The following is a 24,696-nucleotide window of genomic DNA, read 5'->3' on the forward strand; positions in this document are numbered from 1 at the left end:
AAATGTAAAAAAGGGAGCGTAAGCTCCCTTTTTTGCGTTCACTCGTTCAGTTCTTTCGCGACCATCAAGTACCGACTGCCGCTCGCCCTGGGCTGATGTGGGAGCGACTTCAGTCGTCCTCTGCTGAACCGACTGCCCGCTCAGCTTGAAGCAAAGGGCCGGGTTAATAAAACCTGTGCGGGCCTGGCTGTTTGTTGTGCTCGGATCTGTGTGAGAAATCTCTCTGTGTCTTGACTGCAGTTCCGGCTGGGGCTTGTGTGGTCGAATGTGAAATGTGTCGGTAAATTTTACACTTTTTGAAAAAAACTGTTTCGTGAAAATATACCTGTCTGATTTGTATGGGTTTTGTGTTTGGTATGAATTTTGCTTAAAACGTTTCGCAGTGAAAAATCACCAAGTCGTTCAGTCACTCGGCTCCGCGGCTTGTTTGGCATGGGGCGGGAAATGTTGCTCTGATCCTGAACTTCCAATGTTATGTGAATTATTCGCTCGCGAACGGTTTGCAATGTTTTATAGAATTCGGTGCCGGCGTACTGCGGTGCGGCGGGTTTGATGGAGGCGGGTTTGCGGTCTCTGTTCTTTTGGGTTTCACGGTTGTTCCCCCCGGCATCGCAATATGTGAGTCGAGCGGATCTTGGGTCGTGTGGGCTTGCGGCAGGGGTTGAGTGAATGTTTTTGCTAATGCTTTTTCTGCTGGGTTTCGTCGTATCGGCGGTTGCCATCCGTTACGCGATTATTGCGGCGCACAAGCTGGGCGTTGTGGATAAGCCGGGCGGGCACAAGGCGCATGACACCGTCACGCCGTTTGTCGGTGGCGTGGGTGTTATCACGGCAACCCTGTGCGGGCTGGCTGTCGTCAGCCAGTTTTACGAGCAGTTCGGCGAACGCCTGTATGCCTTCCTGTTTGGCGCCGTGGCGCTGTTTGCAACCGGCTTTGCCGACGACATCCTCAATCTCAATTTCAAGATCCGGTTTTTTGTTCAGGCCGCCGTCGGTCTGATCATGGTGTTCTGGGGCGGGGTGGTGATCTCCGATCTCGGCTACCTGTTCTCCGACGACGTGCTCGAGCTGGGCTTTGTGGCGGTGCCGCTCACCCTGCTGGCAACCATTGGTGCAATCAATGCGCTCAACATGATCGATGGCATCGATGGTCTGTCGGGTTCGTTGTCCATCGTGAGTTTGCTGCTGATCGCCCTTGCCGTTTATCTGGCGGGTGACATGGCCTACTTTTCGATGCTCCTCATCCTCGCGGGTGGTGTTGCCGGTTTCCTGTATTTCAATCTGCGCTATTTTCGTCAGCGTCGTGCCCGTTGCTTCCTGGGCGACAACGGCAGCATGTTGCTGGGTTTTGTTTTTGCCTGGCTGCTGTCGGATTTATCCCAGATGACCGACGGTTCCCCGCGCGCCATCACGCCGATCACCACCTTGTGGCTTTTTGCCGTTCCGCTGATCGACACGCTCTGCGTGATGCTGCGCCGCATGTGGCTGGGCCGCTCTCCCTTTCATGCCGACCGTAACCACCTCCATCACCTGTTTCTGCGTGCCGGCTTTCGTGTGCAGGATACGGTTCTGGTGCTCGCCTTCCTGCAGGCCTGTTTTGGGGGGGTCGGATTGCTCGGCATGTACGCCGGCGTGGGCGAAGGAAGCATGCTGATTGCCTTCCTGTGCGTGTTCGCGCTGTGCTTTTACGTTTTGCTGCGCCCGTGGCGACTGGTTCCGCTGCTGCGCCGCATTCAACGCGTGCTCGGTTTTACGTCGGTGCATGCGGTGGGCGTGCATGTGAGCGGTTTGTCCCCTGATTCGCTGAGCGAAATTTCCGCGCTACTCAATTCAACCATCAGCCCGTATTCCGACTTCCGCTTCCGCGTCTATGCACCCCGGCCCCCTGCGGCTGACGGCAAGTATTTCGGTGTCATCAGATTGCTGTGTGACGACCAGGACCAGACCCAGGTTCAGATCAGCCGCATCATCGCCGCGCTGCGCCGCGAACTTCGCAGTGTGCCGGGCGTGCGCATCCGGCAGTTTGTCGAGCGCCAGGCGTCTCATGAGCGGCGGGTTGGCCGCAAGGCTGCAGGCGCAGAGCGTCGTTTCTCCGAGCGTCGCTCCACCGGCAAGGGAACCCTGATCTACAGCGTGGATAGCGCGGCTGGCGAATCCAGCGTGCTGGCCCGGTAACGGTCTAAAGCGGAGCCTGTCTTTTGTACGAACGAATCCTGGTTGTCTGTACTGGCAACATCTGCCGTAGCCCCGTAGCCGAATTCCTGCTTCGAGACGCGCTGATCAAAGCCGGGCGCAAGCCCGAGGTGCGTTCTGCGGGCGTCGGCGCCCTGGTCAATCATCCGGCCGACCCCACCGCGATTGAAATGATGCAGGAACGGGGGCTCGACCTTGGCCCCCACAGGGCCCAGCAGGCAAGCGTAGCCTTGTGTCGCTGGGCCGAGCTGGTGCTGGTCATGGAAGGCCATCACCGTGATGCGCTGGGCGATATCGACCCCACCGTGCGCGGTAAAACCTTTCTGCTGGGCCACTGGCAAAAACAGGAAGTGCCAGACCCCTACAAGCGCTCCCGCGCGGTGTGGGACGAATCGGTGAAGTTGATCGACGAGGGCGTCGCGGCATGGCTCAAGCGTCTATAAACATGCCCGCCTTTGTGGGTCGGACTTCAGTCCGACAGCGATCGTTCAGCCCGTGTTGTCGGACTGAAGTCCGACCTACAGGTGCTTTCAAGCTTGTTCCGGTGGAGCGTGCTCATGAGCCACTGCCCCAGTCGCCCCGCCCTTTGTGGGTCGGACTTCAGTCCGACAGCGATCGTTCAGCCCGTGTTGTCGGACTGAAGTCCGACCTACAGGTGCTTTCAAGCTTGTTCCGGTGGAGCGTGCTCATGAGCCACTGCCCCAGTCGCCCCGCCCTTGTGGGTCGGACTTCAGTCCGACAGCGATCGTTCAACCAGTGTTGTCGGATCGAAGTCCGACCCACGGGGAGCGCTTGAGCCGCCTGGTTCATGAGCCAGTTCGTGTCCTACTGCCTTGGATGTAATGCATTGTCAATTATCATTCTGGGTGTCGTTCAATCACCAGAATCAGGGAATCCATGAAGCAAGTTATTAATGGGGGCGCTACGGCGCCCGATGTGTCGCTCGCTGGCCGTCCGGCCCGCACCCGAGTCGGCCACGTCCGTGGATGGCTGCTCGCAGCCCTTTGTGCATCCCTCGGCGCCTGCGCCATCGTGCCGGGTGATCGTGCCTATTCCCTGCGCGACGAGAAATCCTCCGTCAAGCTGCCGGTTCGCACTTCCGATGCAGCCGAGCCGGTTCCAGAAAACGTGGCGATCAAGCCGATCACCGCCGAACTGATCATCGAGCAGCTCAAGGCCGCCGCACCGCAGCGCCCAACCGCCACCAACGGCAACCTCACTGCCAACGCCGGCAAGTCTGCCAATGCGGTGCAGGCTACGCCCGACTACAAGATCGGCCCGGGCGACATCCTCAGCATCATCGTCTGGGACCACCCCGAACTCACCACACCTGCCGGCCAGTACCGCTCCGCCGACCAGGCCGGCACCGTTGTTACCGAAGACGGCACCATCTATTACCCCTACGTGGGCGCCCTGCAGGTGGCCGGCAAAACCACCCGTCAGGTGCGCGACCTTCTCGCCAGCCGGCTTTCCAAGTTTATCGAGAAGGTTCAGCTTGACGTGCGCATGGCTGCCTTTCGCAGCAAGCGTGTTTACGTTGTGGGCGAAGTGATCAAGCCCGGCCTGCAGGAAGTGACCGATATTCCGATGACGGTGCTTGAAGCCGTTAACCGCGCCGGCGGCTTCGGCCCCGAGGCCGATCACAGCCGCGTGCTGCTCACCCGCAAGGGCACCACCTACCGGGTGGATATCCAGGCCATGTACGAAGCCGGCGCCACCGAGCAAAACGCGCTGCTCGAGCCCGGCGACATCCTTAACGTGCAGGATCGCAGCTTCAACAAGATCTTTGTGCTCGGCGAAGTCGCCAAGCCCGGCTCGCTCATCATGTCCAAGAAGCGCTCCACGCTGGCCGAAGCCCTGGCGGACGCGGGCTACATTGCCCAGGATCGTTCCAATCCCAAGTGGATCTACGTAATGCGCGGCGAATCCGACGTGCCGGAACTCTTCCACCTCGACGGCAGCTCGCCCGATTCCATGCTGCTGGCCGACCGCTTCACGCTCCAGCCGCGTGACATCGTCTATGTGGATACGGCCGACGTGGTGCGCTGGAACCGCGTGGTTACCAACATCCTGCCGACTGCCCAGACGCTCTTCCAGTTGAGCGGTGCCAAATACCCGCTGTTCAACGGACGCCAGTAAGCCCGGCCGCGCAGCTCTCATGACATAAATCCCCACGCAGCGCCAACGCCTGCCCGATCAATCGGACGCAGGCGCCGCGCCGCGGGCCTGGCGGGCCAGGCCACAACAGCCGAGGTTGGCAAGTTGCCGGCTCCCGCAAGAGACAAACGAAAAGTTGATCGTCAATGGAAAACGAAAACATCAAGCCCTCCGCGCTCATCCCAGGCCAGCAGATAACAACGTCGAACGACGAAGATGAAGGGCTGGCGGTAGGCGAGATTGTCGCCGTTGTCATGGAGCACCGCTGGCTGGTGGCCACCATCACCTCCGCTTTTCTCGTGCTGGGCGGCGCCTACTCCTTTGTGGCCAAGCCGGTTTATAAAGCCGACGGGCTGATCCAGGTAGAAGAAAAAAGCACTGGCGGCATGTCTGCCATGATGAAAGACCTGGGCCCGCTGCTGGGCGACAACACCACCGTTGCGGCCGAACAGGAGATCCTCACGTCCCGCATGGTGCTTGGCCGGGTGATCAACAAGCTCAAGCTCGACATCGCAGTCACCCCCAAGACCTTTCCTGTGATTGGCCGTGCCATGGCCCGCCGCTACAAGGGTGACGCACCTGCCAGCCCCTGGCTGGGCCTGAACAGCTACGCCTGGGGCGGCGAAGAAGCCCGGGTGGACGCGCTGGACGTGCCCCGCGCCGCGCTGGACAAGCCCCTGATGCTGGTAGCCGGGGAGGGCGGCCGTTACAGCCTGCTCGACGAGGACGGTGATGAAATCCTCAGCGGCAAGACAGGCGAGCGGGCCAGTGGCAATAAATACGAGATTTTTGTGGCCAAGCTGCAGGCCAACCCGGGCACCCGTTTTGTGCTGGTCAAGCAATCCCAGGAAATGGCCATCAAGAAGCTGCGCGAAGGCTTTGTTGTAAAAGAGCGCGGCAAAAAATCAAGCATCCTCGAAGCCAGCCTCACCGGCCCGGACATCGACAAGATCGTCCTGGTGCTGGACGACATCATGAACACCTACGTGCGGCAAAACGTGGACCAGCGCTCCGCAGAAGCCGAAAAAACCCTCAAGTTCCTCGAGACCCAGCTCCCGGCCCTGAAAAAGGAAATGGACGCTGCCGAGGCCGCCTACAACAACTACCGCCAGTCTCGCGGCTCCCTCGATCTGAACCTCGAAACCCAGAGCGTGCTGCAGTCTGTGGTCGAGGTGGATAACCAGATCGTCGCCCTGCGCCAGGAGCGGGACGAACTGCGCCAGAGCTTTACCGCCGAGCACCCCCGGGTGCAGGCCGTTGACCAGCGCTTGCAACGCCTCAAGGAGCGCCGCGCCCAGTTTGACGCAGACGTGAACAAGCTGCCGGACACCCAGCACAAGGTGCTGCAACTGGCTCGGGATGTGGAAGTCTCCACCACCCTGTACACCAACCTCGTCAACACATCCCAGCAGCTCAAGGTATCCAAGGCCGGCACCGTCGGCGATGTGCGCATCGTGGATGCCGCCGCCGCCGCCAGCGAACCGGTGGGCTTGAAGAAACCGGCGATCCTGGTCATCGCAACCTTGCTGGGCCTGATTGCCAGCATGGCGATCATCTGGATTCGGCGTTCGCTGCGCGTTGTGGTTGAAGACCCCGAAGTCATCGAATCCAAACTCGGCCTGCCGGTTTACGCCACCGTGCCGCACAGCTCCGACGAAGTGGCGCTCTTCAGCCGCGCCCGCAAGTCGAAGGGGCCGGGCGAATTGCTGGCCGTGACCAACCCCGAAGACGACGCCATCGAAAGTCTGCGTGGCCTGAGAACCACGATTCACTTTGCGCTGATGGACGCCGAGCACAATTCGCTGCTGATCACCGGTTCCAGCCCCGGCCTTGGCAAGAGCTTCATCTCCAAGAACCTTGGCGCCGTGCTGGCCCAGGCCGGGTCACGCGTCGTGATTATCGACGCCGACTTGCGCAGAGGCCACATCAACAAGGAATTCGGCCTGCGTCGCGAAGTGGGTGTGAGCGAATACGTCGCCGGAACAGTCTCCCTTGAAGACATCGTCAAGCCCACAGCAATCCCCAACCTGTGGGTGGTAACAACCGGCCAGATTCCGCCAAACCCCTCTGAATTGCTGATGCACCTGCGTTTCGAGCAATTGCTCGAACAGCTTGGCAAGCAATTCGACACCCTGATCGTCGATGCCCCGCCAATCCTTGCTGTATCCGACGCCGCGATTATCGGCCGCCAGGTTGGTGCCACGCTGATGGTTGCCCGTGCCGGGCATCACCCGATCCAGGAGCTGGAGCAGGCTGTCAAACGCCTGAATCATGCGGGTGTTACGGTGAAGGGGTTTGTGTTCAATGATTTGAACACCGATCGGCAGCGTTATCGGTATGGGTATAAGGGATATGTTTATCGCTATTCGTACAAGCAATCCTAACCATACGTCTATCGCTAAGCGCGGTAAGTGTGATTTTAAAAAGTAGATAGCTGATTTTTAAGTGTCAGCTAATGCTTTACCTGATTTGATTAAAATTTTGTTTTTTTCTGCCGCTGAGCTCAAAAGGTCAATTAAATGAACGTCCTGATCACCGGTGCCGACGGCTTTATCGGCTCCCACCTCACCGAACTGCTGGTCCGCGAGGGCTACAAGGTCAAGGCCCTGTCCCAGTACAACTCCTTCAACTACTGGGGCTGGCTGGAAGACGTGGACTGCCGCAAGGATATCGAGGTTCTCAACGGCGACGTGCGTGACCCGCACTACTGCAAGCACATCACCAAGGACGTGGACATCGTCTTCCACCTGGCCGCGCTGATCGCCATTCCCTACTCCTACGTGGCTCCGGACAGCTACGTGGATACCAACGTGAAGGGCACCCTCAACATCTGCCAGGCAGCGCTCGAGAACGGCGTCAAGCGCGTCATCCATACCTCCACCAGCGAGGTTTACGGCACGGCCTTGTACGTGCCCATCGACGAGAAACACCCGCTCCAGCCCCAATCGCCCTACAGCGCCTCCAAGATTGGCGCCGACGCCATGGCGATGAGCTTCTTCAACGCCTTCGACCTGCCGCTCACCATCGCCCGGCCCTTCAACACCTACGGGCCGCGCCAATCCGCCCGCGCAGTCATCCCGACCATCATCAGCCAGATCGCCAACGGCAAGAAGCAGATCCAGCTCGGTGACGTGAGCCCCACCCGCGACTTCAACTATGTCGCCGACACCTGCCGCGGCTTCCTTGAACTGGCCCGCTGTGACAAAGCCATCGGCGAAACCGTGAACATCGGCTCCAACTTCGAGATTTCGGTGGGCGACACCCTCAATCTGATCCGCGAACTGATGAACAGCGACGTGGAATTCCTCACCGACGAGCAGCGCATCCGTCCGGGCAAGTCAGAAGTGTTCCGCCTGTGGTGTGACAACACCAAGATCCGCGAACTGACTGGTTTCCAACCGGAATACGACATCCGCGCGGGCCTGGCCGCCACCGTCGAATGGTTCACCCGCCCGGAGAACCTCGCCAAGTACAAAGCCGACATCTACAACGTCTAAGCTGACCGAGCCCATGTTTGACGCCCTGATCCGCTTTGTCCGCGAGCAATACCGCAGTGACGACTTCATCCCGCTTCACGCCCCGGTGTTCGCCGGCCGTGAGCGCGACTACGTCACCGACACCCTCGACTCCACCTTCGTCTCCAGCGTCGGCGCCTACGTGGACCGCTTCGAGCGCGACACCGCCGCCTACACCGGCAGCCCGCGGGCCGTCGCCACGGTGAACGGCACCGCGGCCCTGCACATCGCCCTGCAACTGGCCGGCGTCGAGCCGGGCGAGCTGGTCATCACCCAGCCGCTCACCTTCGTCGCCACCTGCAACGCAATCGCCTACTGCAGCGCCGAGCCCGTCTTTATCGACGTGGACCGCCACACCCTCGGCCTGTCACCCGGAGCCCTGGAAACCTGGCTCACCGACAACGCCCGCGTCGGCGACGACGGCTTGTGCCGCACCCGCGACAACGGCCAGGTGATCCGCGCCTGCGTGCCCATGCACACCTTCGGCCACCCGGCCGACCTGGATGGGCTGGTGGATGTCTGTGCCCGCTGGAAGCTGGCCCTGGTCGAAGATGCCGCTGAATCCCTCGGCAGCTTTTACAAGGGCCGCCACACCGGCACGTTCGGTGCCCTCGGCACCCTCAGCTACAACGGCAACAAGATCATCACCACTGGCGGTGGCGGCATGATCCTCGCCGGCGAGGAACTCGGCGCCCGCGCCAAGCACCTCACCACCACCGCCAAGAAGCCGCACCCCTACGAATACGTGCACGACGAGCTCGGCTACAACTACCGCCTGCCCAATCTCAATGCCGCCCTCGGCTGCGCCCAGCTCGAACAGCTCGAAGCCTTCATCGCCACCAAGCGCGAGCTGGCCGCCCGCTACGCCGCCCACCTGGCCGGCAGCGAGCTGCAATTTGTCACCGAACCCGCGGAGTGCCGCTCCAACTACTGGCTCAATGCCGTCATCTGCTCCAGCCACGAACAGCGCGACGCCCTCCTCAAAGCCACCAACGACAAGGGCGTGATGAGCCGCCCGATCTGGGCGCTGATGAACCGCCTGCCCATTTACGCCCACTGCCGCAAGGGCGATCTCTCCAACGCCGAATGGCTGGAAGCGCGAGTGGTCAACCTGCCCAGCAGCGTGCTGCCCAAGGAGATCAGCGAATGAATCTTATCGGCATATTCGGGACGTCGGGTTTTGCGAGAGAGGTCGGCGATATCGCTTTGGAGCTTGGCCACCAACCGCTCTACATTGCCCGCGACCAAGCGGAACTGGACGCATGGAACTTTCCCGGCAACGTGATCCTGGAAAGCGAGGTCGACGGCTACCGTGAAATTGGTTTTGCCATCGGGATTGGTGAAAACGTCACACGACAAAAAGTTGCCCGACGCTTTGCCGGCCAATTGAAGTTTGCCAATTTGATCCACCCCAGCGCAACCTTTGGCCAAGGCCAGCGGCAGATCGTGGAGGCCCGCCAAGGTGTTGTTGTCTGTGCAGGCGTGCGCTTCACAAACAATATTCAAGTCGGTGACTTCGGCATCTTTAACCTGAATGCCACCATCGGCCACGACGTCATCGTCGACGAATTTGTCAATCTGGCTCCTGGGGCCCACATCTCGGGCAACGTGCATATCGGCCCACGTTGTTGGATCGGTACCGGTGCTGCCATCAATCAGGGCCAGGGAGATACCAAGCTCCATATTGGTGCAGATACTGTCATTGGTTCCGGCTCTGTAGTCGTAAAGGCCTGCGAACCCAACTCGGTTTATGTCGGCATTCCCGCCAAGAAAATCAAATGAAAACTCTGATCATTGCCGAAGCCGGCGTTAATCACAACGGAAGCCTTGACCTCGCCAAACAGTTGGTGGCCAGCGCTGCTGCAGCCGGTGCCGATCTGGTGAAATTTCAGAGCTTCATCACCGGCAAGAGCATTTCACGAGAGGCTCCCAAAGCCGAGTACCAGAAAGGCACTACCGGCGCTGACGAAAGTCAGTACGAGATGGTGCGCAAACTCGAACTGTCGAGGGCCGACCACGAAGAACTGATCGAGGAGTGCCGGCGCCATGGCATCGGCTTCTTTTCGACAGCCTTCGACACCCAAAGCTTTGACATGCTGGTCGAGCTGGGGTTGAACCAGGTCAAGATTCCGTCGGGCGAGCTGACCAATCTGCCACTACTGCGCTACATGACACGCCTTGGCATGCCGGTAATCCTCTCTACCGGAATGGCTGGTCTGGGGGACATCGAAGCTGCGGTGGAGGTCATCGAAAAGGCCGGCACGCCGCGCAATCTCATCACGATCCTGCACTGCACGACCGAATACCCCACCCCGATGGAAGACGTAAACCTGCGGGCGATGATCAGCCTGAAGGCCGCCTTCGGCGTTGAGGTCGGCTATTCCGATCACACGCCCGGCATCGAGATCCCCATCGCTGCCGTTGCCCTTGGCGCCACGGTGATCGAAAAGCACTTCACCCTCGACCGGCAGCTGCCAGGCCCGGACCACCAGGCCAGTCTGGAGCCCCACGAACTGAAGGCGATGGTCGACGCCATCCGCAACATCGAGCGAGCCCTTGGCGACGGCATCAAGCGTCCCAGCGCCAGCGAGCTCAAAAACAAACCAATCGCCCGCAAATCCCTCGTAGCCAGCCGTCCCATCCGGGCAGGTGAAGCCTTCTGCGCTGACAACCTTGACACCAAGCGCCCTGGTACCGGCATCTCGCCGATGCGCTGGGACGAGGTGATCGGCCGTCCCGCACCGCGTGACTTCGCTGCTGACGAGTTGATTGAGTTATGAGCCGCAAGATCTGTGTCGTTACCGGTACTCGAGCCGAATTCGGCCTGATGCGCTGGCTCATGCAAGAGATACAACAAACACCGGGCCTCGAGCTGCAGGTGTTGGCAACCGGCATGCACCTGTCTCCCGAGTTCGGGCTGACCTATCAGGAAATCGAGCAGGCTGGCTTTGCCATCGACGCCCGGGTCGAGATGCTCCTGAGCGCCGATACCGCCACTGCCGTTACCAAGTCGATGGGGCTGGGCATGATCGGCTACGCCGACGCTTACGCCCGTCTTTCCCCTGACCTGATCGTCGTGCTCGGTGACCGCTTCGAAATTTTTGCCGCAACCGCCGCTGCGCTGATCGCCGGTATTCCAGTGGCACACCTGCACGGTGGCGAGACCACTGAAGGCGCTTTCGACGAAGCCATTCGCCATTCCATCACCAAGATGTCCCACCTTCACTTCGTGGCCGCCGAGGACTACCGAAAGAGGGTCATCCAACTCGGTGAGCAGCCCGAGCGCGTGTTTCTGGTGGGGGGCTTGGGCATTGATGCGATCAACCGAATCACCCTGCTTGACCGGGCTGCTCTGGAAGCATCCCTCGATTTCAAGCTGGGACTACGGAACCTATTGATCACCTTTCACCCTGTGACTCTCGAGGGCCAAAGTTCGGGGCAACAGATGGCGGAGCTTCTTGCTGCACTTGGTGAGCTGGACGACACCCATCTGATCTTCACCATGCCCAACGCAGATACCGGAGGACGGGAACTGGCCGCCATGGTGGATGCCTTTGTCGCCACACATCCGAACGCTCGCGTTTATTCATCCCTCGGCCAGTTGCGCTATCTGTCTTGCATGAAGCTCGTCGACGGAGTCGTCGGCAACTCTTCGAGCGGACTGGCGGAAGCGCCAAGCATGGGCATTGGCACGGTCAACATCGGTGATCGTCAGAAGGGTCGTCTCGCAGCCGACAGCGTGATCAACTGCCCGCCCGAGCGGCAAGCGATCCATGCCGCACTTCAGCATCTGTACTCAGCGGAGTTCCGCCAGTCCCTGCCTACCATGGTGAATCCCTATGGGAACGGAGGTGCCAGTGAAAAAATCGTGCAGATCCTCAAGGACTATCCGCTCGACGGGATCCTGAAGAAATCCTTCTACAACCTCGGTTTTACAGCCTGACTCAGGAACGCCCCACCGTGAAAAGTTGGGAATCCGTCCTCGTCGACCCGCTGATCCGCCTCGGCGCTGCCAGCCGATTGAAATAAAAATTTATTTGGACATCTGGAAGTGCCTGACATGAAAAATTGGGAATCTGCTCTTATTGGACCGCAGGTTGTGCTGGAAGACGCTATTGCGACTATGGATCGCAGCGCCCTGCGCATCGCCATCGTTGTCGATGACGAGCGCCGTCTGCTTGGCACGCTGACTGACGGCGATGTACGTCGGGCCCTGCTGCGCCATCAGTCCCTCAACGTCCCCGTTAGCCAGGTGATGTGCGCCACTCCTCAAGTCGCCCAGCGCGACTGGAGTCGCGAGCGCGTACTGGCGGTGATGGAAAGCACTCAGTTGCTGCAGTTGCCGGTGGTAGATGTGGAAAATCGGGTGGTCGGTCTGGAAACCCTCCACGGCTTGCTCGATAAGCGCTTGCTGAACAATCCGGTGTTCCTGATGGCCGGCGGCTTTGGTACCCGCCTGTACCCGCTTACCAACGATTGCCCCAAGCCGCTCCTTAAAGTCGGCGACAAGCCCATTCTCGAGCTGATTCTCGAACGTTTCATCCAGGCTGGCTTTCACCGCTTCTTTATCTCTACCCACTATCTGCCCGAGATGGTCCGCGACTATTTCGGTGACGGCAAGCGTTGGGGCGTCAGCATCCGCTACACCCACGAAGAAACTCCGCTCGGCACTGGCGGCGCTGTGGGCCTGCTACCCCACGACGAGATCAACGAGCCGATGCTCATGATGAACGGGGATCTGCTCACCACGCTCAATTATCGCGAACTTCTCGATTTTCATAACGAGAACAAGGGCGTGGCCACTATGTGCGTGCGGGAATACGAATACCAGGTTCCTTATGGAGTCATCCAGAGCGAGGGTCACCTGATTCGGTCAATGGTGGAAAAGCCGATTCAGAAATTCTTTGTGAATGCTGGCGTCTATGTGTTGTCTCCCGAGTTGGTGAAGAGCGTCCAGCCAGGTATCAAGGTGGACATGCCGACGCTTCTTGAGCAGGAGATTGGAGTCGGGCGTGATGTAACCATGTTCCCGGTACATGAATACTGGCTGGACATCGGACGCATGGAAGACTTCAAGCGTGCTCAAACTGAGTTCGAGTCGATCCTCAAATGAGGATTTTGGGGTTAATTCCGGCAAGAGGTGGTTCAAAGCGATTGCCTGGTAAGAACATTCGGGTTCTTGGCGACAAGCCTTTGATTTCTTGGACTATTGTTGCGGCAAAGGAAAGCACTGTTTTTTGCGACATCATTGTATCTACGGATGATGATGCAATTGCGGGGGTGGCGCAGCGCTATGGAGCTAACTTCCTCGGAATTCGACCTCCACATCTTTCCTCGGATACCGCTTCGAGTGTGGATGTCGCTCTCTATGAATTAGAGCGATATGAGGCAATTTACGGTGCGGTGGACGCTTTGCTGTTGTTGCAGCCAACGTCTCCATTCCGTACCTCAAAAACGATAAAAAATAGTGTCGAGGTTTTTGTTGCTGGCGGTGGGCAACGCCCTGTTGTTGGGTTAAGTCCGGCTTCTTGTCATCCAGCATGGTGCTTTCGTTGTACTAACGACTCATTGGATCCATTCCTCGGCTGGGAGTCATTAGGCGGGCGATCACAAGATCTAGAGCCGGCTTGGGCTGTAAATGGCGCGGTTTATTTAATTTCGCCCGCATCTTTAAGAGCTGCGGGTAAGTTTCTTACGCCCAACTCTATCCCTTTGATGATGTCAGATTTGAGGGAGAGTATTGACATTGATACCGAGAGTGATTGGCGAGATGCCGAAAAGTTACTGGAAGCAGAGAAGGTAACTTAGTTTTGAGGTAATTCGGCTTTTAAAGATTGTGATGATAAATCGTTGGCTTATTCGTCGGTTTCCTTGTGTACAGAATTTATTCTAGGTTCCTGAATGTAGGGTTGCGAGGCGCAACCCTACTTCTTCGTTTTTTTCTTGTTTTTTTTCTGGCCAAATTACTAGAGCCTTCGGATTTGGGTGTATATGGTCTTGTCGGCGGGGCTGTTGCATTTTCGCTTTATGTCATAGGGCTCGATTTCTATGTCTACTCAAACAGAGAGTTACTCGAATTAGAGAAAAAATCGTGGGGACGTTACTTAAAAGGCCAAGTCGCACTCTCTTCAGGTATGTACGGGGTTTTTCTTTTAGTAATGTTTTTTTTAGCAGAGTATGCTGCTTATTCAAAGGAAGTTGTAGCGTGGATGAGCGCGCTGGCGTTACTGGAATTCTGCTGCCAAGAGCTTAATCGTCTTCATGTTATTACCGCAGAGCCGCTTTTTTCAAGTTTTGTCCTGTTTATTAGACAGGGTCTATGGATTGTTGTGGCTATCCTGCTTATGGCAACTTCGAGCGAGATGCGCAACATAAACACCGTCTTTATCTGTTGGAGCTTGGCGTGCGTTCTGGCTCTTGCAATTTCCATCAAAAGAATTACCCAGCTAAATATTGGCGGATGGAAAGAGTCTATTGATTGGGCTTGGGTGTTTAATGGTGTAAAAACTTCACTTTTTTTCTTGGTTGGAACGCTGTCGATTAGAGCTCTTCTGACGTTTGACCGGTTTTACTTCGAGTCATTAATGGGTGTGGAGTCGGTGGGTGTCTATGTGTTTTATATCGGCGTCGCGTCGGCGCTGATGACATTCTTAGATGCGGGAGTCTTTGTTTTTGCGTATCCAGACTTGATTCGGTATTTTAATGAAAAAAAGCATGATCTTTTTAAGAGAAAAATAGCTGGAATGCTTGGTCAGGTGTGTATTGCATCTTTGCTCTTTACGGTTATCAGTTTGATCGCACTGCCTTGGCTAGTGGAGTGGATTTCAAAGCCTGCGTATGATCGGTTCTCCTTTTTGTACTTTTGGTTGCTCGGAGCGATGATTTTGTACGGATTGAGTATGGTTCCGCACTATGGTCTGTATGCGATTCGTAAAGATGTCCACATCTTGGCGTCTCATGTGTTTGGCTTCATTGGATTTTTTTTAGGTGTTTTTTTTCTTAGGGATGTTCTGTATCGCCATGAATTAGTTGTTCCAATAGCCTTGTGTGCATCTTTTTTTATGGTGCTTGCTATAAAGTCCGTTCTATTTGTTAGATTTTATCTCATTGGAGTTGGCTCAATAAATGGTGTCGGCTCGAGATGAGGTTTTGGATTTAGGGTTTAGATTAGCTATGTTGTCGAGCGTTATTGGAAGAATTAAGTTGTTTGTTGGTGCGTTTTCCCACCTGCGGCGTGTTAATAGATATTCCCTCCGGAAGTGTGGTGAAAAAGTTCTAATCCATGATTTTGTTAGGATTTCAAATCCAGAGAATATTGAGTTTGATAGTGAGATTTATATAGGGCCTTGGTCAAAAATATTTGGTGGTGGTGGCATATCGATTGGCCGAGGCGTCGTGTTGGGAGAGGCTGTAACAGTTTTTAGCTCCAATCACAATTACGATTCGGATGATTTGGAGTTGCTTCCTTTTGACGAAAGAAATATATGCAAGAAAGTCACCATTGGTGACTATGCGTGGATAGGTCAAGGTGCTTTCATAATGCCAGGGGTTGAAATTGCGCGATATAGCGTTATCGCAGCAGGTAGTGTTGTTACAAAAAGTACCGAAGAATATGGAGTGTATGGTGGAAATCCAGCGGTTTTTATTAAGTTTAGAAAAAATCGTTTGCGTCTAGGTGATATTAAAAACACCTACGTTTCAAAAAAAAATAGTCATCATTTTATTTAGCTGGCTTGGTGTTGTGGGTTTTTTGGTATAAGCAGGTCTTGGTTGTAATGCGCTAATTGGGTTTTTTAGTGAAATGGTTATTGATTTGTCTATATGTGGAGAAGTGAAGGAAATGCATAAGTCCCATTCTGTCGAATGCGATAATGGTCGCGAATGCGATATTCTCTACGTAGATAATTTCAATAACTTTTATTTGTACGCAGAGGTCGCGCGTAGTAGTGCTCATCGATGGTTCTTTATAGTGTTCAGCCGCGATAAGGCCAAAGAGTGTCAGCGGCGGGGGTTGAGCTACCACCTGATGCCTCGCTCTATGTCGCTGTTAGTTTCCGATGAGTACCGTAAGCATGAAAGTGAGTACAAAAAATCTATTGGGCGAGATCGTGTTCTTCGGCACTATCCCTATGAGATTGCAAGAAGGATAATCGATACTCAGCTAACAGTATTTTCGGGCCTGGTTCAACGACTCAACCCGAAGATTGTATTGGGAGAAATTAGCTGGGCAAACGAGCACGCATTCTACAGATGGAGTACTCGCAATGGCTATCGGTATCGGCACATTCTCAATCTGCCGCTGGCGAAGAATAAAATAGTCATGTTTGATGATGCTCACTCCTATAAATCAATAAGTGAGAATCCTGAAACGTTGAATGATTCGAGTGAAGAAGAAGTTTCGTACTATTCGCTTTGCGAGAAGCTGAAGAAGCACAATGCAGCCGAAAAATATAGCATCAGTCGGTCTGTGAGGAATTTATTCAATGTTGACGGGCAGTTAAGGGATTACCGAAGAAATAGTTTTTATTATAAAGGCTATGGAATAGCGAAGATCGCGTATCGGAAGTTCTATGGCCGTATTCGACGTTCTAAGGCGTACGCGGCTACATACGATCAGTTGGTGACTATGGTCGCTGGGCGAAAGATAATTTATATGCCGCTGCATATACAGCCAGAGGCGACCCCGGATTTCGTTGCGGAGGAGAGCAACGATCAGTTTGAGATCGCTGAAAAGATACTTGCCGCGACCGATGAGGGCTACGTGCTCGTTATTAAAGATCACCCGAACGCGTTTTCAATTAGAGATCCCTTCAAACTCTCTAGACTTCTTGCCACTGGAAGGGTTGTTTATGCGAATCGGAATATATCTTCTTCGGTGATAATTAAGATCTCGTATGCTGTGGCGACAATTGCAGGAACCGCTGCATTGGAAGCGATTTCAGCTGGAATACCGGCTATTGTTTTTTCCGATATTTTCTATTCTTACTCACAGTTTGTGTATAAGGTTGAGGATTTTTCAAAGCTTACCTCCCTTTTGGAAAGCTTTTCCTCTGTGAATGTTTTTAATGATTTGCACCTTGATGGGTTTGGGGTTCTGGGGTTTGTTCACGATCCCACGATTTTTCCCGAAGTAACCACCCCGGCCAATATCCGTTGCATCAATACTTTGATTGATCGATTTATTGAAAAAATGTGATAGCGTCTTTTTTCTGATCGTTAATTTTTAACTACTCGAGTTTGCTGGAGTGAAGTATGTTCTTTGGTTGGCTCGTTGTTGTGATGTTGTATTGGTCCCCGCTACCTTTCTTAGGTTACGGTGCCTCGATGGCTTTGGCGCTATATTCGCTGAAGTCTGGCAGGAAGATCTACCTTGATAGGAAGGTTGCCATATTTGTTATTTTCGGGATCTGCTCCTACGGGGCGGGGCTTTTCCTGCATGGATTTGAGCCGACTTCTAAATCTATAAATACGCTCGTGCACTTTGCCACGCTTTGTATTTTTCTTAGTTTGGCAAGAATTGAATTCAATCAAGATCATGTATCGCTTTTCGCCAAGATCTATGCTTTTGGTGCTTACGCGTCCACTTTGACTCTCGGAACCGAACTAGCCTCTCTTTTCTATTTTATAGATGAAAGTGGGGCAAAGCGATTTAGCTTTCTCTTCGCCGAGCCTAGTTTTCTCGGCTTGTTTAGCGCAATGCTTTGTTTTTTGCTGCTGTCTTACGGTGCAGTAAAAAAGAAAGTGGATTATTTTGTGATTTCAGCACTGATTGGCTTGGTTTTTCTTTCCTTGTCTGGTTCGGGGCTTTTTGTTTTAGGGATTTCTTTCATCGCTCTTTTTTTTAGCAAGCCGCTTTCTAAAGCCTTGATTGGCAGGTTCTTCGCGCTTTCCCTAGTGGCTGTTTTTGCATTGAGCATGCTGTATGTTTCGGATTTTGGTGGTTTTCTTTTTGATCGAATTGAAAATTTCTTCAAGGGTGGCGATGACCGAAGTGCTGAGCTAAGGTTCATCGCTACTGCGATGCTTCTGGATTACACGGTCGAGAATAATTTTTGGTTTGGATCTGGCTTTGGACTGCATGCTGAGTACATTTCTAGAAATTATAATAATTTCATTTATCTGTTAAAGCTTACTTTTGAAGGTGATGATGTTTATAACACCAACATAGATAATGGATGGGTTTTTATAATTTTTAGCAGTGGGTTTTTCGGATTTCTGGTTATTCTCTCTGCGTATCTCGCTTCTGCGATTAAGGCGCTAGGGTATAGATCGTTTTTTGTTCTGGTTTTTTCGATGCTTTTCTTTTCTGGAGCATTTATCCACCCCTTGTTTCTTGGGATGTTTTTTATTCGGTTTCCTCGGGTCGGGAAAGAGGCTTCGAATAAGATTGAGATTAGGGGCGTTTCGTTGGCTGAACGATCGGAATTTCGGTAGTCGGATGCGGATTTTTGCTCCGAGTTTTACAGCCGGTGTTTAACTATTTTGAATGCGCTTTTTTAAATTGATCAATACAAAGGTTGTATGAAGAAAGCTCTTTTTATTACGACTATAGGTTTGGTCAAAGAGTCGGGGGGCGTACGGTATAGCAAGTCAATACTGGAAGCGATGTCTGGGGACTACGATGTTTCGTTGCTCGTGCTTTCTGACGTCCAGCTGTTCGGCTCTAGGTTTCTGCGTCTATTTTTTTCCATACTCTTTGGGCTGTTCAGACTGCTTCCGCCCAATGTCATTTTTCATTCCGGCGCTTTGTCGCGTATTCCTAGGGAGTTTCGATCAGCTCACTGGGATCTAGTTGTGATAGATCATCTTGAGGCGGCAGTCGCGCGAGAGATTTTTAGCTCGAAGATGCAGATTTATATCGCGCATAATATTGAGTCTGAGCTTATTGCCTATAAGCTTTCCAAGATTCCGAGGTTTTTCAGGGAAATTTATCGGAAATGGGTGATGAGGTTTGAGATTGGCCTCGTCAAGTCTGTTGACGGTGTTGTAACCATTTCATCGGCAGAGGCGAGTTGGTTTCGAAAGTTCTGTGGAAATGTCGCGACGATTTACCCAGTATTCAATGTAAATGTTCTATCGGGGAGTTTGTCAGTAACGTCTGGCAGGAAATTGCGTCTCGGCTTTTTAGGTGAAGCGGGTTGGCGGCCCAATCGAGAAGCTGTAGATATTCTCGTCGATGAGATTCTTCCCCTTGTTTCCAGGGAGGTAGATGTTGTCTTTGCAGGATCAGGATGGGGCGATAGTCAAATTCAAAAGTCGATGCGAGATAGGCAACCGAGATGTGCGAATTTTGAATTTCCGGGATACATACCCGATATTAAAGATTATTGGTCATCTATAGATGTTTTTGTTGCGCCTATAGTTAGTGGCGCGGGAGTTAACGTCAAAATATGCGAGGCTCTTTCGAACGGGGTTTTTGTGGTTGCGTTGCCACATGCTGTTAGAGGCCTCAATGATCGAATTCTTGAGTGCGGTGGTGTAGTGGTAGTTGGTACTAAAGAGGCGTTTGCGGGTGCCATTGATAACGTTGCGTTGGAAAATTGTGAGTTTAATCCCCCTGTAGAGTTTTCTCTGGGGTACGCGGTAAGTGAGTGGAAGCGTTTAACGCAATAGGTATTCGCGCGATAGTGGTCGCTGTTGTGGTTTGGTTGGGAGTATTGATCGCTCCTTATTCTTCTTTTAGGGGCGTGGTAACGCAGCTTTTAGGTGCGTGCTCAGATGTGTTGATTTATTTAAGTGTGGCGTGGTGTTTGGACTATGAATTCTTCTGAAATTGCGACTCAGCCTCGACTGCTAATTCTGACGCCAAGGTACCCTTATCCTGTCGTAGGTGGTGACCGCCTTCGCATTTATTATGTGTGCAAGGAGCTGTCAAAGCATTATCGACTTACCTTGTTGAGTCTGTGTGAGACCGAGGCCGAAATGAAAATGCAGGCTCCAGATGATGGAGTCTTTGCATCTATTCATCGGGTTTTTTTGCCAAAATGGCGATCGCAATTGAATGTTCTTTTTGCCTTGCCTACAAGAACTCCGCTCCAAGTTGCTTACTATAGATCGGCTGAGTTTCGGGATGCTTTGAACGAACTTTTGCCTCATCACGAACTTTGTTTGGCACATCTAATTCGAACAGGTGATTACGTTCGGGCTCTTAAGAATATTCCAACCGTTCTCGAGATGACGGATGCCATATCCCTGAATTATGAAAGGGTGAAGGCTCGAGGCGGTAAGAAGAGCCTTAAGGAATGGGTGTACACAATCGAGGCCTCACGATTGCTTCGGTATGAGCGAAGGGCAATTGATGAGTTCAGTTTGGTAACGCTTGTCTCTTCTACTGATCGTGATTTCCTTCTCGAGGGGCGTCCTTCTGAAAAAATCTTGGTTTGTTCAAACGGTGTCGATCTGAAGAATTTTCCATTTTCGACGAGGCGTGAGTCCAAACCAGTGATTGCTTATATTGGGAACATGACAAGTGTTCAGAATATGGATGCGTGTATATATTTTGCGGAGCAGGTTATGCCGCTCGTCCCCCGGGAACTGGATGCGGTTTTTCGTGTGGTTGGGAAAATTTCTGATAACGATGCCGAGCGTTTGCGGGCTTATGCGAACGTCGAGGTTACCGGCGCCGTTGATAATGTAGCGGATGCTGTTGTAGATGCACGGGTCGGCGTCTGCCCAGTCCGCTTGGCAGCGGGTGTTCAGAACAAAGTTCTTGAGTACATGGCGTTAGGGCTCCCAGTGATTACGTCGTCTATTGGGCTTGAAGGCTTTTCGGCCATTCCGAATCATGACGTACTTGTGGCGGATGAGCCGATGGATTACGTGAAGATGATCAAGCAGGTTTGGGAGCGCAACGAATGGGCGCTTCAGATTGCTGAGAATGGAAGAAGTTATGTAGAAAGAAAGCACGAGTGGAGTTCTCAACTCAATGGTCTCGTTGTCCAAGTCTCTGATTTGCTTAGCCGGCATCCAGTCTTCACGCATTAGATTTTTAGCAATCTGTGTTGAGTTTTTGTATTTCGATGCCCTGTTAGGATTGGGGAAGACATTGCGAATGTATTAGTGAATGGCGCACTGCTCTGACCACGTATTCTGTTGGGGGGGCAAGACGGTATTTTGATATGAGGTGTTTTTGAATGCTGATTCCTGTGATCCTTTCCGGTGGCAGTGGTACCCGCATGTGGCCGCTCTCCCGTTCTGCCTACCCGAAGCAGTTTCTCGCGCTGACGGGGGAAAAAACCCTGCTACAGCAGACCACGCTGCGTATCAAGGACATGCCCGATCTCGCTGCGCCCATCGTTATCAGCAATGCGGAGCAGCGCTTTATCGTTGCGGAGCAATTGCGCGCAATCAACGTGAAGCCTTCTTCGATCCTGCTGGAGCCGGTGGGTCGCAACACGGCTCCGGCGGTGGCGGTTGCGGCTTTGGTCGCGCTTCGTATGGATCCGAGCGCAGTCCTGCTTGTCTGGCCGTCTGATCACGTGATACTCGATGAGGAGAAGCTGCGTCGCTATGTGGAGCGTGCAGCCAGCCTTGCGCAGGAGGATTATCTGGTGACCTTTGGCATCAAGCCGGAATCGCCTCATACCGGCTACGGTTATATCCGTCGCGGGAAGGGGCTGAATGATGGTGCCTATGAGGTCCAGGCTTTCGTCGAGAAGCCTGATCGCGAGATCGCCGAAGAGTTTCTTGCGGATGGGGGCTATTACTGGAACAGCGGCATCTTCGTTCTGAAAGCTTCGGTGTATCTGGAAGAACTGGCTGTCCATCAGCCGGCGATGCTCAAGCAGGCGCGGCTGGCCGTGTCACAAGCCAAAGCGGATTTGGACTTTCTGCGTCTGGATGAAGCGGCTTTTTCGGTTTGTCCGTCGGAGTCCATCGACTATGCGGTGATGGAGCATACGAGCCGGGCGGCGGTGGTAGAGGCGGCTGACCTTGGCTGGAGCGACGTGGGTTCGTGGTCTGCGTTGTCCGAGGTGGTAGACCGTGATGCGTCCGGCAACACCCTGACGGGTGATGTGCTTGTCGAGGATGTGCACGATTGCTACATCCGTGCAGAGAACCGTATGGTGGCCGCGATCGGGGTCGAGAATCTGGTGATCGTCGAGACGGCGGATGTGACGCTGGTGACGACCAAAGATCGCGCGCAGGACGTGAAGAGGATTGTCGAGCGCCTCAATGCCGAAGGCCGTGGGGAGTCGATGTTCCACCGGTGCGTGCTGCGTCCGTGGGGCAGTTACGAGGGTATCGATGCGGGTGAGCGTTTCCAGGTCAAGCGTATCGTCGTGAATCCGGGCGCGGCGCTCAGCCTCCAAATGCATTATCACCGCGCGGAGCACTGGATAGTCGTGAAGGGCACGGCGCGCGTAGTCAACGGCGACCGGGATATTTTGCTCGGGGAGAACCAGTCGACCTACATTCCCCTGGGCGAAAGACATCGACTGGAAAACCCGGGCAAGGTGCCGCTGGAACTGATCGAGGTGCAATCAGGCTCCTACCTGGGCGAGGACGACATCGTGCGCTTCGACGACCAGTATGGACGGACCAAGTAGGCCGCGTCCGAACCAACGGCGCATGCCGTGCTTGCAAGTACAAAGGGGGCATGTGCCCCCTTTGTTCCCTCAGCGAAGGCTGCAACGTTCTGGTCGGTACCGACACTGCGCACATCCTCGAAAAGGGCGGCACGGTGCTCGCCGGCCAGAGCAAACACGGCCATTGTCCGGCCCTGTGGAACGGCAAGGCCATGGAGCATATCGGGGCTAAATCGGATCGCCTGCATACCCTGTAGCGGTTGGTAGGCAGGGGAGGTTGATCTAGCCTGATGTGGCGCTGACACCAGCGCTCCTCCTTTCAAGGGGCAGCCCGCGGGGCTTTCTGCTTCTGTTCGAGCCGGGAAGGTTCACGATCACTCGAGAAACGAGAAAGTATCGCTGGCGAGTGGATTCTCGGCTTGTAAAATGCCGGTCAAATTGACTGGTTTCAGAAGCGGAATTGATCCTTATGCCTATTACAAAAAGCGCCTCGTGGCAGGCCTTGTCCGCCTTGCGTGAGAGCTTGCCCTCCCGTCACCTGCGTGAGCTGTTCGCCAGCGATCCACAACGCTTTTCCCGCCTCTCGTTTGAGTTGGACGGCCTGCTGGTGGATTTTTCCAAGCAGCGCGTGGATCTTGAAACGCTTGATCTGCTGCTGGCGCTGGCGCGGGATTCCGGGCTCGACGCGTGGCGTGATCGGTTCTTTTCCGGTGAGAAGATCAATGTCAGCGAAGACCGTGCCGTTCTGCATCCGGCCTTGCGTCACCTGACGCTTGAGCCGTTTCCCAATGCCGAGATGGACGTGATGCCGGAAGTGCGCGCGGTGCGGGCGCACATGCGGCAGTTTTCCGATCGGGTGCGCGCTGGCTTGTGGCGGGGTTTTTCCGGCGAGGCGATTCGGGATGTGGTGAATATCGGTATTGGCGGCTCGGATCTGGGGCCGAAGGTGGTGGTGCGGGCGCTGTCGGCCTATCAGCATCCGGGTCTTAACATGCATTTCGTGTCGAACATCGATAGCGCCCACCTTGCCAAGCTGATCGAGCAGCTGGATCCGCGCTCCACGTTGTTTGTGGTGGCGAGCAAGACCTTCACGACGCAAGAAACCATGATCAACGCCCATACCGCCCGGGAGTGGCTGTGTGCGGCGGCGGGGGAGGATGCGAAGCGCGCGCTGCCCCTGCATTTTGTGGCGGTCACCGCCAATGAAGAGCAGGCGCGGGCCTTCGGGCTGCCGGCCCAGAACGTCTTCCGCTTGTGGGATTGGGTGGGCGGGCGCTATTCGCTGTGGTCGGCGGTGGGCTTGCCAATTGCGCTGGCGATCGGGATGAACGGTTTCGAGCGTCTGCTTTCGGGTGCGCAGGCGATGGACACCCACTTTCGCGAGGCGCCGCTGGAGAAGAATCTGCCGGTGTTGATGGCGCTGATCGGGATCTGGAACACCAACTTTCTGGGCGCGGGCACCAGTGCGGTGTTGCCGTATCACGAGTCCTTGCGCTTTTTGCCGTCCTTCCTGCAGCAGCTTGAAATGGAGTCGAACGGCAAGACGGTGGGGCGTGATGGTCAGCCCTTGTCGTGTCAGGCCAATCCGATTGTGTGGGGTGAAATCGGCTCGAACGGGCAGCATGCGTTCTTTCAGCTGCTGCATCAGGGTGGCTGGCTGGTTCCATGCGATTTCATTGCCAGCGCGCAAAGCGACCATCCCCTGCCGGGGCATCAGGCGCCGCTGATGGCCAACTTTCTTGCACAAAGCGCCGCGCTGGCTTTTGGCAAGACCGAGGAAGAGGCGCGTGCCGAACTGGAGGCAGCCGGTGTGCCGGCCGAGCAGATGGCGGCGCTGTTGCCCCATAAGGTTTTTGCGGGCAATCAGCCGTCGACGACGATCATCATGCCGCGCATCGATGCCTACCATCTGGGGCTGTTGCTTGCGCTCTATGAGCACAAGGTTTTTGTGCAGGGCGTGATCTGGGGGATCAACTCTTTCGATCAATGGGGCGTGGAGCTGGGCAAGCAGCTCGCCGGCCGCCTCCTTCCCGCGCTGCGCGGCGAATCCGATACGGAAGGCCTGGATCAATCGACCCGCGCGCTGATTGCCTGGTGCAGGGAATACGGGGATTTTTGAGTCCGGACTGTAGGGGCGACTTCAGCGCGGGTAGGTCGGGTTAGCCCGCAGGGCGTAACCCGACACCAACATGAACGTCGATGGACACGTCCGATGTCGGGTTACGCTTCGCTAACCCGACCTACCCAAGCCCCTACAGACACCGCCTCCAGGCTACCGGATGCTCACGAAAGAGGCGGCAAAG

Annotated in this window: 20 protein-coding genes; all 20 read left to right on the plus strand. The window is 54.8% G+C overall.

The window, feature by feature from the left end:
* Window positions 1-681 precede the first annotated feature (681 nt).
* The 20 genes from Q1W26_RS03375 (at window position 682) to pgi (ending at window position 24,512) form a co-directional block, all read left to right on the plus strand.
* A complete protein-coding gene (locus tag Q1W26_RS03375) occupies window positions 682-2,175 on the plus strand; it encodes an MraY family glycosyltransferase (protein WP_300435871.1) in 1,494 nt (497 codons plus the stop codon).
* Between the two features lie 23 nt (window positions 2,176-2,198).
* A complete protein-coding gene (locus tag Q1W26_RS03380) occupies window positions 2,199-2,636 on the plus strand; it encodes a low molecular weight protein-tyrosine-phosphatase (RefSeq protein ID WP_300435873.1) in 438 nt (145 codons plus the stop codon).
* Between the two features lie 454 nt (window positions 2,637-3,090).
* Window positions 3,091-4,332 carry a polysaccharide export protein gene (locus tag Q1W26_RS03385; protein ID WP_300435875.1) on the plus strand — a complete coding sequence of 414 codons (1,242 nt, stop codon included), beginning with the start codon at window positions 3,091-3,093 and terminating at the stop codon, window positions 4,330-4,332.
* A 164-nt stretch (window positions 4,333-4,496) separates the two neighbouring features.
* A complete protein-coding gene (locus Q1W26_RS03390) occupies window positions 4,497-6,734 on the plus strand; it encodes a polysaccharide biosynthesis tyrosine autokinase (RefSeq protein ID WP_300435877.1) in 2,238 nt (745 codons plus the stop codon).
* 135 nt (window positions 6,735-6,869) lie between these two features.
* Window positions 6,870-7,847, plus strand: a complete 978-nt coding sequence (locus Q1W26_RS03395) for an NAD-dependent 4,6-dehydratase LegB (protein ID WP_300435879.1) — start codon at window positions 6,870-6,872, stop codon at window positions 7,845-7,847.
* A 13-nt stretch (window positions 7,848-7,860) separates the two neighbouring features.
* A complete protein-coding gene (locus Q1W26_RS03400; protein WP_300435881.1) occupies window positions 7,861-9,015 on the plus strand; it encodes a LegC family aminotransferase in 1,155 nt (384 codons plus the stop codon).
* Window positions 9,012-9,647 carry a hypothetical protein gene (locus Q1W26_RS03405; protein WP_300435882.1) on the plus strand — a complete coding sequence of 212 codons (636 nt, stop codon included), beginning with the start codon at window positions 9,012-9,014 and terminating at the stop codon, window positions 9,645-9,647. The genes Q1W26_RS03400 and Q1W26_RS03405 overlap by 4 nt, the downstream gene beginning before the upstream one ends.
* Window positions 9,644-10,645: an N-acetylneuraminate synthase gene (gene neuB / locus Q1W26_RS03410; RefSeq protein WP_300435884.1), complete on the plus strand. Its 1,002-nt coding sequence runs from the start codon at window positions 9,644-9,646 to the stop codon at window positions 10,643-10,645. Before Q1W26_RS03405 ends, neuB begins: the two co-directional genes overlap by 4 nt.
* Window positions 10,642-11,808, plus strand: coding sequence for a UDP-N-acetylglucosamine 2-epimerase (neuC, locus tag Q1W26_RS03415; protein WP_300435886.1), 1,167 nt, complete (start codon window positions 10,642-10,644; stop codon window positions 11,806-11,808). Before neuB ends, neuC begins: the two co-directional genes overlap by 4 nt.
* A 117-nt stretch (window positions 11,809-11,925) precedes the next feature.
* Entirely contained in the window at window positions 11,926-12,978 is a 1,053-nt protein-coding gene (locus Q1W26_RS03420; RefSeq protein ID WP_300435887.1) for a nucleotidyltransferase family protein, read from the plus strand.
* Window positions 12,975-13,673, plus strand: a complete 699-nt coding sequence (locus Q1W26_RS03425) for an acylneuraminate cytidylyltransferase family protein (RefSeq protein WP_300435889.1) — start codon at window positions 12,975-12,977, stop codon at window positions 13,671-13,673. The genes Q1W26_RS03420 and Q1W26_RS03425 overlap by 4 nt, the downstream gene beginning before the upstream one ends.
* A 101-nt stretch (window positions 13,674-13,774) precedes the next feature.
* Window positions 13,775-15,010: a hypothetical protein gene (locus Q1W26_RS03430; protein WP_300435891.1), complete on the plus strand. Its 1,236-nt coding sequence runs from the start codon at window positions 13,775-13,777 to the stop codon at window positions 15,008-15,010.
* Window positions 14,991-15,593, plus strand: coding sequence for an acyltransferase (locus Q1W26_RS03435; protein WP_300435895.1), 603 nt, complete (start codon window positions 14,991-14,993; stop codon window positions 15,591-15,593). The genes Q1W26_RS03430 and Q1W26_RS03435 overlap by 20 nt, the downstream gene beginning before the upstream one ends.
* A gap of 112 nt (window positions 15,594-15,705) precedes the next feature.
* Window positions 15,706-17,061, plus strand: a complete 1,356-nt coding sequence (locus Q1W26_RS03440; protein ID WP_300435897.1) for a hypothetical protein — start codon at window positions 15,706-15,708, stop codon at window positions 17,059-17,061.
* A gap of 56 nt (window positions 17,062-17,117) precedes the next feature.
* Window positions 17,118-18,299, plus strand: coding sequence for an O-antigen ligase family protein (locus Q1W26_RS03445; RefSeq protein ID WP_300435900.1), 1,182 nt, complete (start codon window positions 17,118-17,120; stop codon window positions 18,297-18,299).
* 87 nt (window positions 18,300-18,386) lie between these two features.
* A complete protein-coding gene (locus Q1W26_RS03450; protein ID WP_300435902.1) occupies window positions 18,387-19,478 on the plus strand; it encodes a glycosyltransferase family 4 protein in 1,092 nt (363 codons plus the stop codon).
* A 309-nt stretch (window positions 19,479-19,787) separates the two neighbouring features.
* Window positions 19,788-20,849 (plus strand): glycosyltransferase family 4 protein, encoded by a 1,062-nt coding sequence (locus Q1W26_RS03455; protein ID WP_300435905.1) that lies wholly within the window; start codon window positions 19,788-19,790, stop codon window positions 20,847-20,849.
* A 149-nt stretch (window positions 20,850-20,998) separates the two neighbouring features.
* Entirely contained in the window at window positions 20,999-22,414 is a 1,416-nt protein-coding gene (locus tag Q1W26_RS03460; RefSeq protein ID WP_300435908.1) for a mannose-1-phosphate guanylyltransferase/mannose-6-phosphate isomerase, read from the plus strand.
* Window positions 22,415-22,464: 50 nt separating this feature from the next.
* Window positions 22,465-22,650: a hypothetical protein gene (locus Q1W26_RS03465; RefSeq protein ID WP_300435911.1), complete on the plus strand. Its 186-nt coding sequence runs from the start codon at window positions 22,465-22,467 to the stop codon at window positions 22,648-22,650.
* Between the two features lie 212 nt (window positions 22,651-22,862).
* The gene (pgi, locus tag Q1W26_RS03470) at window positions 22,863-24,512 is read left to right on the plus strand and encodes a glucose-6-phosphate isomerase (RefSeq protein WP_300435913.1); all 1,650 of its coding nucleotides are present in this window, start codon (window positions 22,863-22,865) and stop codon (window positions 24,510-24,512) included.
* Window positions 24,513-24,696 lie beyond the last annotated feature (184 nt).

Source organism: Zoogloea sp., from assembly GCF_030157465.1.
Lineage (GTDB): Bacteria > Pseudomonadota > Gammaproteobacteria > Burkholderiales > Rhodocyclaceae > Zoogloea.

Excerpts from the sequence above, each read along its gene's own strand:
- Q1W26_RS03375 (WP_300435871.1), top strand. The coding sequence starts at position 682 with ATGCTTTTTCTGCTGGGTTTCGTCGTATCGGCGGTTGCCATCCGTTAC.
- Q1W26_RS03385 (WP_300435875.1), top strand. The coding sequence starts at position 3,091 with ATGAAGCAAGTTATTAATGGGGGCGCTACGGCGCCCGATGTGTCGCTC.
- Q1W26_RS03390 (WP_300435877.1), top strand. The coding sequence starts at position 4,497 with ATGGAAAACGAAAACATCAAGCCCTCCGCGCTCATCCCAGGCCAGCAG.
- Q1W26_RS03395 (WP_300435879.1), top strand. The coding sequence starts at position 6,870 with ATGAACGTCCTGATCACCGGTGCCGACGGCTTTATCGGCTCCCACCTC.
- Q1W26_RS03400 (WP_300435881.1), top strand. The coding sequence starts at position 7,861 with ATGTTTGACGCCCTGATCCGCTTTGTCCGCGAGCAATACCGCAGTGAC.
- Q1W26_RS03405 (WP_300435882.1), top strand. The coding sequence starts at position 9,012 with ATGAATCTTATCGGCATATTCGGGACGTCGGGTTTTGCGAGAGAGGTC.
- neuB (WP_300435884.1), top strand. The coding sequence starts at position 9,644 with ATGAAAACTCTGATCATTGCCGAAGCCGGCGTTAATCACAACGGAAGC.
- neuC (WP_300435886.1), top strand. The coding sequence starts at position 10,642 with ATGAGCCGCAAGATCTGTGTCGTTACCGGTACTCGAGCCGAATTCGGC.
- Q1W26_RS03420 (WP_300435887.1), top strand. The coding sequence starts at position 11,926 with ATGAAAAATTGGGAATCTGCTCTTATTGGACCGCAGGTTGTGCTGGAA.
- Q1W26_RS03425 (WP_300435889.1), top strand. The coding sequence starts at position 12,975 with ATGAGGATTTTGGGGTTAATTCCGGCAAGAGGTGGTTCAAAGCGATTG.
- Q1W26_RS03435 (WP_300435895.1), top strand. The coding sequence starts at position 14,991 with ATGGTGTCGGCTCGAGATGAGGTTTTGGATTTAGGGTTTAGATTAGCT.
- Q1W26_RS03440 (WP_300435897.1), top strand. The coding sequence starts at position 15,706 with ATGCATAAGTCCCATTCTGTCGAATGCGATAATGGTCGCGAATGCGAT.
- Q1W26_RS03445 (WP_300435900.1), top strand. The coding sequence starts at position 17,118 with ATGTTCTTTGGTTGGCTCGTTGTTGTGATGTTGTATTGGTCCCCGCTA.
- Q1W26_RS03450 (WP_300435902.1), top strand. The coding sequence starts at position 18,387 with ATGAAGAAAGCTCTTTTTATTACGACTATAGGTTTGGTCAAAGAGTCG.
- Q1W26_RS03455 (WP_300435905.1), top strand. The coding sequence starts at position 19,788 with ATGAAAATGCAGGCTCCAGATGATGGAGTCTTTGCATCTATTCATCGG.
- Q1W26_RS03460 (WP_300435908.1), top strand. The coding sequence starts at position 20,999 with ATGCTGATTCCTGTGATCCTTTCCGGTGGCAGTGGTACCCGCATGTGG.
- Q1W26_RS03465 (WP_300435911.1), top strand. The coding sequence starts at position 22,465 with ATGTGCCCCCTTTGTTCCCTCAGCGAAGGCTGCAACGTTCTGGTCGGT.
- pgi (WP_300435913.1), top strand. The coding sequence starts at position 22,863 with ATGCCTATTACAAAAAGCGCCTCGTGGCAGGCCTTGTCCGCCTTGCGT.